At 62.6% G+C, this 9,099-nt stretch carries 15 protein-coding genes; all 15 read left to right on the plus strand.

From position 1 onward, the window contains the following. Nucleotides 1–37: 37 nt before the first annotated feature. A complete protein-coding gene (locus tag ENJ54_09850; protein HFC10134.1) occupies nucleotides 38–904 on the plus strand; it encodes a hypothetical protein in 867 nt (288 codons plus the stop codon). Next, entirely contained in the window at nucleotides 885–1,406 is a 522-nt protein-coding gene (locus ENJ54_09855) for a hypothetical protein (protein HFC10135.1), read from the plus strand. Before ENJ54_09850 ends, ENJ54_09855 begins: the two co-directional genes overlap by 20 nt. Nucleotides 1,407–1,418: 12 nt before the next feature. Further along, nucleotides 1,419–2,282 (plus strand): hypothetical protein, encoded by an 864-nt coding sequence (locus ENJ54_09860; GenBank protein HFC10136.1) that lies wholly within the window; start codon nucleotides 1,419–1,421, stop codon nucleotides 2,280–2,282. Further along, complete coding sequence (locus ENJ54_09865) at nucleotides 2,282–2,611, plus strand: hypothetical protein (GenBank protein HFC10137.1); 330 nt, start codon at nucleotides 2,282–2,284, stop codon at nucleotides 2,609–2,611. The genes ENJ54_09860 and ENJ54_09865 overlap by 1 nt, the downstream gene beginning before the upstream one ends. Continuing rightward, the gene (locus tag ENJ54_09870) at nucleotides 2,535–2,918 is read left to right on the plus strand and encodes an SH3 domain-containing protein (GenBank protein ID HFC10138.1); all 384 of its coding nucleotides are present in this window, start codon (nucleotides 2,535–2,537) and stop codon (nucleotides 2,916–2,918) included. Before ENJ54_09865 ends, ENJ54_09870 begins: the two co-directional genes overlap by 77 nt. Then, nucleotides 2,915–3,721, plus strand: a complete 807-nt coding sequence (locus tag ENJ54_09875) for a hypothetical protein (protein HFC10139.1) — start codon at nucleotides 2,915–2,917, stop codon at nucleotides 3,719–3,721. Before ENJ54_09870 ends, ENJ54_09875 begins: the two co-directional genes overlap by 4 nt. After that, nucleotides 3,697–4,626, plus strand: coding sequence for a hypothetical protein (locus ENJ54_09880; GenBank protein ID HFC10140.1), 930 nt, complete (start codon nucleotides 3,697–3,699; stop codon nucleotides 4,624–4,626). Before ENJ54_09875 ends, ENJ54_09880 begins: the two co-directional genes overlap by 25 nt. 2 nt (nucleotides 4,627–4,628) lie before the next feature. Continuing rightward, the gene (locus ENJ54_09885; GenBank protein ID HFC10141.1) at nucleotides 4,629–4,871 is read left to right on the plus strand and encodes a hypothetical protein; all 243 of its coding nucleotides are present in this window, start codon (nucleotides 4,629–4,631) and stop codon (nucleotides 4,869–4,871) included. Further along, nucleotides 4,861–5,250 carry a hypothetical protein gene (locus ENJ54_09890; GenBank protein ID HFC10142.1) on the plus strand — a complete coding sequence of 130 codons (390 nt, stop codon included), beginning with the start codon at nucleotides 4,861–4,863 and terminating at the stop codon, nucleotides 5,248–5,250. Before ENJ54_09885 ends, ENJ54_09890 begins: the two co-directional genes overlap by 11 nt. Beyond that, entirely contained in the window at nucleotides 5,166–5,636 is a 471-nt protein-coding gene (locus ENJ54_09895; protein HFC10143.1) for a GxxExxY protein, read from the plus strand. Before ENJ54_09890 ends, ENJ54_09895 begins: the two co-directional genes overlap by 85 nt. Beyond that, nucleotides 5,606–6,394, plus strand: a complete 789-nt coding sequence (locus ENJ54_09900; GenBank protein HFC10144.1) for a ParA family protein — start codon at nucleotides 5,606–5,608, stop codon at nucleotides 6,392–6,394. The genes ENJ54_09895 and ENJ54_09900 overlap by 31 nt, the downstream gene beginning before the upstream one ends. A gap of 3 nt (nucleotides 6,395–6,397) precedes the next feature. After that, nucleotides 6,398–7,021: a hypothetical protein gene (locus ENJ54_09905; protein ID HFC10145.1), complete on the plus strand. Its 624-nt coding sequence runs from the start codon at nucleotides 6,398–6,400 to the stop codon at nucleotides 7,019–7,021. A 211-nt stretch (nucleotides 7,022–7,232) separates the two neighbouring features. Continuing rightward, the gene (locus ENJ54_09910) at nucleotides 7,233–7,595 is read left to right on the plus strand and encodes a hypothetical protein (GenBank protein ID HFC10146.1); all 363 of its coding nucleotides are present in this window, start codon (nucleotides 7,233–7,235) and stop codon (nucleotides 7,593–7,595) included. Between the two features lie 3 nt (nucleotides 7,596–7,598). Next, complete coding sequence (locus ENJ54_09915) at nucleotides 7,599–8,924, plus strand: hypothetical protein (protein ID HFC10147.1); 1,326 nt, start codon at nucleotides 7,599–7,601, stop codon at nucleotides 8,922–8,924. After that, nucleotides 8,917–9,099, plus strand: a 183-nt coding sequence (locus ENJ54_09920) for a recombinase (protein ID HFC10148.1), incomplete at its 3' end; no start/stop codon positions are given. The genes ENJ54_09915 and ENJ54_09920, both read left to right, overlap by 8 nt.

The following is a 9,099-nucleotide window of genomic DNA, read 5'->3' on the forward strand; positions in this document are numbered from 1 at the left end:
GTTCCCGCGGGGCAAAGACAGAAAGTGTGGTGTTGCCATGACTATTTTACCAGAACCTTTGACATCCTCATCCCTTGCCCCGCGCCAAAGCGCCTTAGTGCAGCCAAAACCGGCGGGGCAACTGGCCGCCCGTCTCACCCGCCCCACCGTCTCGGCGGTGCTGAAGAGGTGGGGCCCGTGGAAGTGCTGCATGGCGCTGCTGGGCGTGTGCGAAGACGGCGTTCCCCTGGCCGCCCGCTGGACGCAGCCCAGGAAAGCCTCGCACTACCTCTACCTGGGCGGGGACGAAATGACCTTAGCCACCGTGGTGGAGCCCTTGCTTTACAGCATCGCCTACCAGGGCAAAGTACCGCCCCGCTTCGCCGGTGCGCCCGACGCGTCCCGTTACGCCTATGGTCGCGACCGCATCCGGTACGCTATCGTCTCCCCGCCCTCCACCTGGTGGAGCCGGGGAGTAGCGGAAGCCGAACACTGCGCGGGCATCGTGCCGCCGGAGAGCGAGGAAGGCCGCAAACTGCTCGCTGCCCTACGCATCACCATGCACACCCGCCTGAAAGGCCGCGCCAAGACGCCCCAGGTGCAAACCATCGTGGTGCTGCACGACTTGGGCGCATACTGGCACAAGTGGGACGACGAAGCCAGGGAAGCCTGGCGCGACGTCCTCGCCCGCGGGCACACGGTGGGCATCCACCTGGTGGTCACGCTGCGGTACAGCCACCTGGTGGACTGGGAAGCGCCGTTGCCCGACCGAAAACTGTACGGTGCAGCGGGGAGCCAGCCGCTGCCCAACCTTCCCATCGTGCGCGACCTGGCAGCGATGGGGTTGGGCAATCTGCCTGCCTACATGGGCATGACCCGCAGCGGCGGGCGGTGGATGAAATTCGTTGCACCCTCGATTGGATGACGCGATGGAAGACGCCCCCACACCCACCTCTGTCCCCGAAGCCCAAAGCAACGGGGAAGAAATCCGCAGCCTGGCGCAAGGCGCAGGCCGGGCGGTGCGCGACCTGGCCGTAGGCGCGGTCAAGACCGTGCTGCGGGCCATCCCCTGGCTCATCCGGGCCGTTTCGGCAGGGGTGTGGGGATACGGCATGTTGGAAGCGGCGCTGGCGGTTGCCGAGGTGTACGGGCAAACGTCGATGGTTGCTCGCTATGCGCTGGTGGCCGTGCCCCTGGTGGTGGGACTGGCCGCCCCCACCTTCTGGGTGGTGGAGCGGCAGAAACAAAACATCTGGGGCGCGTTCCTGGTTGCTGGCGCATTCCTGTGGGCAGCAGCCGACCTGCTGCGGCAGAACTGGCGCTTTCACCCCCTGGCCGTGGCATTAGCGCCGATTGCCCTGGCTGTTTTCGCCCATGCTTATCTTATTCTTGGTTGGCGCTTTTCGCTTCGCCAACCGACGCGATAGGAGGTTGTTGCTATGTTGAACGGTATCTACGAGAAGGTCATGGGCATCAAGACCGACCACGGCGGCGTAACGTTTGGCGACGTGGTGGTGATTGCCCTGGACATTTTCCTGCTCATCTTCACGACTTTCCGCTCCTACGACCTGCTCATCCGTTCCGTTCCCACGGGTTGGGAACTGATGGCCTACTTTGGCCTGCTGGGGTTGGACGGCGGTATGGTGGCGTGGAGCCTGGCCTGGATTTTTGGCAGCACGACCAAAGAACAGGACTGGCTGACCTTCGGCATGTGGCTGGTGGACGCTGCGGGCATGTTCCTGACGGGCGTGGCCGATACGTTGCTCTACGCCCCCAACATGCAAAACGCCCAGGCCATGCACGACACCATCATGGTGATTGCGTGGTACGCGCTGCCCATCATCATCGCCGTCAACGCTCTGGCGGGGGTGGTGTACCACTTCGTCAGCGACGGCACCCGCATTCGGCGAGAAGAACGGCGGAAGAAAAAGGCTTTGGAACGGCAACGCCGCCTGAACGAAATCGCCCTGCAAGACGAGCGGGACAAAGCCAACTTTGCCCGCGATGCGGTGATGCAACGGCGTATGCTGGTGAAACTGTACGACGAGGTGGCGCGGCTGGCCGCCGAGCAAGCGTTGGCGGAAGAACAGATCTTGCGGCGTTTGTCGGAAGTCCCCTTGAAAGGCAACCTGGGCGATGCGGTGCTGGAACGTATCGGGGTGCAAGAAAACGGGGAGCAAGCCGCCGACCAAAGCACGCCTGCTCCCCGCACGGTAGAACCGGTTGCCGACGTTGCTGACGCCATGAAAGGCGACCGCAACAACGGCCACCACAGAGATTATACCAGTCTGGATTTGGAGTAATGAACGGTCGCGCACTGTGGCAAAAGGCCGGTCGGCTGACCGGCCCCACCCCGTTGATGGTTGCCCGCCGCGGGCAGGTGCGCCCGCCCACGCGGGAGGAAGCCGCGGCCATGCTGGAAGCGGCGATTGCGGCGCTGGAAGCCGCGGGGGTGGCGGTACGCGTGCTCAATCTGGAAGGCTACGCCGTCGTCATGGTGCGCGGCGGGAGATGGCGCAATGAAGCGGATTTTTTGCTTGCCGACCTTGCTGGTCATGGCGCTGCTTCTGACGGCCTGCAATCTCGCGACGCTGAAGCAGTACGTGCCGTTGCCTACGCCCACGCCGACTGAGGGCGTGCAGCGTCTCGCACCCACGCCCACGCCCTTCCCCACCCCGCGCGCCGAGGGAACCTCGGTCAGCACGGGGAGCAACACCACGGCGAAAGCCGTAGTTTGCACCGGCTACCCCACAGGCGCGCTAAACGTGCGGGCCTGCCCAGGCGTGCAATGCTGGGCGTTCTTCGTGCTGGACGAAGGGCGTGTCGTGACCGTGGACGGCGTGACCGAGAAAGCGGATGACGGTGCGACCTGGATACACCTCATCCGCCCCGTGGACGGGTGGGTGAATGCGAAGTACCTGTGTGAGGTGAAGCCGTGATTTTCCTTTCCCTCGGCGCTGGCCTGCAATCTACCACCATTGCCGAAATGGTGGTGGAAGGCGACCTTCCCCGCCCCACCGCGGCGATTTTTGCCGACACGGGCAACGAACCGCCGTGGGTGTATGAGCACTTGGGCTATTTGGAAGGCCGCCTTGCCAGCGTGGGCGTTCCCCTTTGGCGGGTACGGCGGAAGGGCAGCCACGGGCTGGTGGAAGACATCTTCACCCCTGGCCTTCGGTCGTACCCCCTGCCCCCGTTCCACATTGAAGGGGAGCGAGGAAAAGGCATGTTGCATCGCCAATGTACGAAAGAGTACAAAGTTATCCCCTTGCGCCAGGCCATTCAGCGTTACTTGCTGGAAAACGACCAGGCGCGAGTCAATCGCGCCGGCGCGGTACGGGTAAAACCCGGCGTGCAAGCGACCCTCTGGGTGGGAATTTCCACCGATGAGCGGAAACGGGCGCGCCCGTCCGGGGTGTCGTGGCTGCGCCATACGTACCCCCTGCTGGAAAAGGGCATGAGCCGCGCCGACTGCGTGGCATGGCTGCGGAAGCGCGGGCTGCCCATCCCGCGCAAATCCTCTTGCCTGATATGCCCGTACCACTCGCGGGATTTTTGGGTTGACCTGCGGCGTGACTATCCCGACTTGTGGGCGCAGGTTGTGGCGATTGATGAGCGCCTGCGACAACCGTTAGGGCTGGCGTGGCAGCAGGCCCTGGGTGGCGCACCTTATATTCATCGCTCTTGCTCCCCCCTCACGGAGGCCGTGGGACTGCAATGGAAACTTTTCGAGGAAGCATGAAAGACCTGCTGCTATCTGTTTTCCCCGGCATAGACGTCCTCGGCCTGGGCTTCGAAGCCGAAGGCTACACGGTGCTGCGCGGCCCCGACCCCATGTGCGGCCGCCTGCACGACATTCGCCGCTTCCACCCGCCCGCAGGCGTTTTCGAGGGCGTCATCGGCGGCCCACCGTGCCAGGCGCACAGCAAACTGGCCGCCGTGGTGCGGGCGCGGTACGGGGAAGACAGGGTAGCGGAAGACCTCATCCCCGAATTTGCCCGCGTGGTGGCGGAAGCACAACCGCGCTGGTTTCTCATGGAGAACGTCCCCCACGCCCCTGCTCCCCAGGTGGAAGGCTATGCCGTTCACACCTTTTTGCTCAACAACCGATGGCTGGGGGGTGTGCAAAACCGCCTGCGCCGCTTCTGGTTTGGCGTGCGCGGTGCGGCTGTCCCCGTGGACTTGCGCCGCTGGCTGGAATACGCCGTACTGGAACCCGCCGAGTGGCGGCCCGCGGTGCTGGCCTCCGGGAGTTACAAACAGCGCCGCCGCGGGCGGGTGCGGTTGAGCGCCAAGGCCGGCCCCTCGAAAGCCACCGTGCGGGAGGGATTACGCCTTCAAGGGCTGCCCGAAGACTTTTTTGAAGACACGCCCTTCACCGTGGCAGGCCAGCAGCGGCTTGTGGGTAATGCCGTGCCGCTGCCAATGGCGCGGGCGCTTGCCCGCGCAATCCGCAAATGGGAGGCAGAAGTCATGAACGAATTTGACGAACTCCAAGACCAACGTTGCGCTTTATGCGGGGCAACCTTCGACCCCGCGGAGATGATTGAGGTAGAGGACGGCGTTTTCGTGTGCGAAAGTTGCGCCGTCCGGGAATACGACTACGACCCCAACAAGACCGTGCCCGAAGTGTTCCTGGAGGCGTAGTGATGACGACCCCCAGCGAGGAATACTTTTCCCTCGTCCTCGACCGCATCAAACCCGCGGAAGACCTCGAAACAGTCGTCGAGCACTACACGGAAAAGCACGGGCGCCCGCCGCGGAAGGTGCTGCTGCACCCCCACGCGAAAGGCCGCAACGTGGAAGCGGTCGTTCAAGCCGCGGAAGCCCTGGGGTTGCCCGTAGAGCGGGACAAATCCCTGCTGGTATGGGAGGTGTGGGTTGGCGGGTAAGACGCCCCTTTCCCTGACGATAGCCGCGGCAAAGCGGGTGCATCGCCGTCTTGGCCCGGGCCACGGCGTGGCCGAGTACAACCGCGCCCTGCGCGCCGAATTGCAGCGCGCGGGCTTGCGGGTGCTCTTCCGCCCCGCGGTGCGGGCACACGGGAAGTACGGCCACAGCACCTACCTGGGGGGGCCTGACCTGCTGGTGCGGAACGGCCGGCGCGAGGCGCTGCTGGTGAGCGTGAGTGCCGCGGAACACGTGCCCCTCGACCGCCGCGAGCGGATGGGGCTGTACCTGGCCGCATGGCGCGGCCCTGCCCGTGGTCTGGTGCTGGCCTTTGGTGCGCCGCTGCCCCTGTGGTCTGTGGTGCGGAAGGAGGAAGCATGACGAAGCGTCCCGACCTCCCCTACACCATCGTTGGCGCGGCGATGGAAGTGCATCGCCAGTTAGGCCCCTGGCACGCCGAAAAGGTGTATCGGCGGGCGTTGCAAGCCGCGCTGGAACGCAAAGAGCTGGGCGTGCATCCTGAAATGCCGCTTCGTTTGCAGGATGAAGACGGGGTGGTGCTGGCGATTTACCGCCCCGACCTGGTGGTGCGGCGAGGCAGGGAAACGGTGGTGGTGGAACTGAAAGCCGAACCCGCCCTGACGGACGCCCATGTGCGGCAACTGAAAGCATATTTGAGCGCCTGGCGCGGGCGAGCGGAAGGTCTGCTGGTGAACTTCGGCGAAGCCCGCCTGACATGGAAAAAAGTGAGGAAGGAGAGGCCATGACCCGCATCATTACCATCACCAACCAGAAAGGGGGCGTGGGCAAGACCACCACGGCGGTACACCTAGCGCATGGGCTGGCTTTGAAAGGGAAGAAGGTACTGTTGGTGGATTTGGATGCCCAGGCGCAAGCGGGGATAGCCCTGCACATTCCCCCTGCAGATGGCGCGTTCTACCTGCTGACGATGGAAGTCAAACGCAGTGCGACGGCCTTCATCCGTGAGCAGACGGCGGAAGTGCGCCCCAACTGGCAATTGCTTCCCGCCTCTCCGCGATTGTCGGGCGTAGAACACGCCTTGCCCTCCCCCAGTGTGTCGTGGCTGGCGGAAAGTCTGGGGCGCTTCGAGAACGCATACGACTATATCATTCTGGACACCGCGCCCACCATTGGGCGATTGCAGGTATTGGCGATTTGGGCGGCGGATTGGGTGATCATCCCCGCTGCGCCCGAACCGTTGAGCGCGAACAGCATTCAGAAAGTGCTTCGCACCATGCGGAGCCTGAAAGACGAACAGGCATGGCAAGGCGGCCTGTTCGGGGTACTCCCCACGATGTACCGAGAGCGAGTACGAGAACACGCCACGACGTTGGCCGAATACCAACGTCGTTTTGGGAAGGCGCTGGTGCTCTCCCCCATTCATCTGGCGGCGCGGCTGGCTGAATGCCCTGCTTTTGGACAAACGGTGTTCGAGCACGCCCCCACTGACCGCGCCGCTGAAGAATATCGCCGTCTGGTAGATACCGTGCTGAAAGCGAGGTGACGCATGGCGAAAAAGCAGCGCATGAACCTGGCCGACCTGGAACCCTCCCCCACCACCCCCGACCCTGTGGTGCAGTCCATTGCTGCGCCGGAAGCAAAACGCCGGGGCAGCAAAAAAAGGCGGGCGCGTGATTGGGATAAAGCGCATCCCCCGCGCACCTACAAAATCCCCGCTGACTTCCACGCCCGCGCGCTTGCTGTACGGGAAACTATCAAAGGGATAGCGGAATATTACAACGCTACTGCTGACGACGTGGCAACCGCATTGATGACCGCGGCACTGGCCGCTGTGCAGGAAGGCGAAATCCAATTGAATTTTCGCCCCAATCCGCGCAGCCGCAAAATGACGGTTGAAGTGGTGCGCGAAGGTGGTTGGCCGCAACAAGAATTGCCCGAACCCAAACCGCGCAAAAAGACGAAACGGTTTGTGCTCAATTACCGGTGGTCTAAAGAGACCCATCAGCGTATTGCCGCCGTTGCCCAAGATGCCCCCATTGGCGCTGTCGCGGTGCTACTTTTGGAAGCAGCGTTAGAGCACGTGAAGGCTGGAAAATGGGGCTTTCGCCCCCGCCCTGTGACCTCACAACAGACCGTGACGGTAGCAAATTCGAGGAAAACCAGATGGTGAAAAAGGCGAGGTATGCGGTTCGGCGTACCTCACGCATACCACACGCACACCCGCCCTTTACCTTCCGCATACCCGCCGCATACCCCGACCCTCAAAAACGGGGTTTTTAGCCCCCTGAAAAATCGTCTTTGATGTCCAAGTAGGCCAGAAAGAAAGGCGGCTTAGAAGCCGTCTACGAGCGAGATACGGTCAAACCGAAAGGAGCGAAAAGATGTCCGAAAATTCCAGTTTCCTGACGCTGATGCTTGATGTCGTCACCTTCCGACCAGGCTTTGCCCGCATTCCTGTGGGGGATGACGGCGAACCACTGGGTGCGCTTGGTGCGCTCATGCTGACCAAAGCGGTCAAGTGGCAGGTTGAAGCAGGGGAGGGCGTGTGGTTCCAGAAAAGCCTTGAAGCATGGCGGTGGGAAACCGCGATGGACGAAGCCGAGATGAACGAGGCCCGCGCCCGACTTCGCGAAACGCCGTTCTGGGAAGAGCGGGCAGTCAGCAAACCCGAACCCCGGCTGTACGTGTTCGTGAACCTGCAAGTCCTGGCCGACGTGTTAGACGACCTGATTAGCGGGAGGTGAGGCATGACGAGAGAGTTTGGTCCCACCTTCAACGGCATCACCCTGCCAGAAGCCGTTTTCCTGCCGCCGGAAGTGCTGCAAGCCATGCCTTACATGACCGGCGCTGAACTCAAGGTCACCGTGGCTGCCTTGAGCCGCACGGCCACCATAGGCGGGGGAGAGCCTATCACGTTAGACGATTTTGAAACCCTCACCGGCTTAAGCCGTCCTGCTGTGCTGTCTGGTCTAAAGCGTGCTTTGACCCGCGGCATCCTCACCCGCTATCCCATCCAGCGTTCACCGGGGCATCACACCTACGTCTACGACCTTGCCGTTGCTCCTCCCAATGCCGACCAACAGTTAAAAAAGTTAACTGACCAACAGTTAAAAAAGTTTACTGTTGCCCCCCCAGTTAAGTTAAGAGTTAAGAGAGTTGTTGTTGTTAACTCTCAAGAAGAAGAAGAACAACAACAACTCTTAACTCCTGAGGAAAAAATTTTTTTGTCACCACAAAAATTTTTTCAGGAAACCGTGCTGACCCTTCGCCAGTTGGGGGTGTATCCGCGCATTGCTGCGGAAATGGCCGCCAGCGTGCCAGCCGACCGTTTGCAGGCCGCCATTCGCCTTTACCGTCTGGCGCTTCAGCATGGCGTTGCTGATGGCCCGGGCTGGTTGGTTACGTTGCTACGCGATGCACACCGAGACCCCGAAACCGAATTGGCCGACCTGCAAACCCAGATTGAGAATGCTGAGACGCCTTTCTCGCCCGAAAGCGCGCTGCCAGAAGACATCCGGGAGCAAGTAGAGGCGCTGAACTGGACGGGGGCGCTGGACGAGGTGGCCGCTGCTTGGGAGGAAGACGCCGAGCGCGTCTGCAACCTGCTGGCCTTTGCTCAGCGGCACCACTTGAAGGCCGGTTGGTTGCGGACGGCTTTGCGAGAGGGCTTTTGGCCACCGGAGGATGAACTGCTCCCCGAAACCCGCGCCCGCCGCCAGCAGGAAGCCCACCGCCGGAGTTGGGAAGCCTGCCTGGCAGCGGCAGGGGATGACGACGGGGAACCCGCGCCCCTGCCGCCCCACCTGACCGACGCTTGGCAGGCGTTGCAGTCCCAGGCGCAGGCGCTTCCCGAAGGGCGGGTGTGGTTTTCTGGCCTGACGCCCTGGCGTCTGGAAGACGGCACTCTCTGGCTGCGTGCCACCAATCCCGCCGTAGCAGCGTGGTTCCAGCAGCACGCCCGGCCTTTAGCCGAGATGCTCAACGCGCATTTGCCACAACCTATTCGGTTGGTGCTTGACACACCTTCATTGCCAGAGCCTTTACCCGTGGTGCAGGAGGACGGCAATGCCTGACTTCCACGGTTTTCGTGATTACCTGCTTGCCCGCGACCTGTCCCCCTCGACCGTGGCGGGCTACCTGGCCGACCTACGCCAGTTTTCCCGCTGGTTCGAGCAGACCAACGGCGAGGCGCTGACGCCTGCGGCGGTGACGCCCACGGATGTGCGGGAATACCGCGGCTGGCTGCAA

Source organism: Chloroflexota bacterium, from assembly GCA_011322445.1.
GTDB lineage: Bacteria > Chloroflexota > Anaerolineae > Anaerolineales > DRMV01 > DRMV01.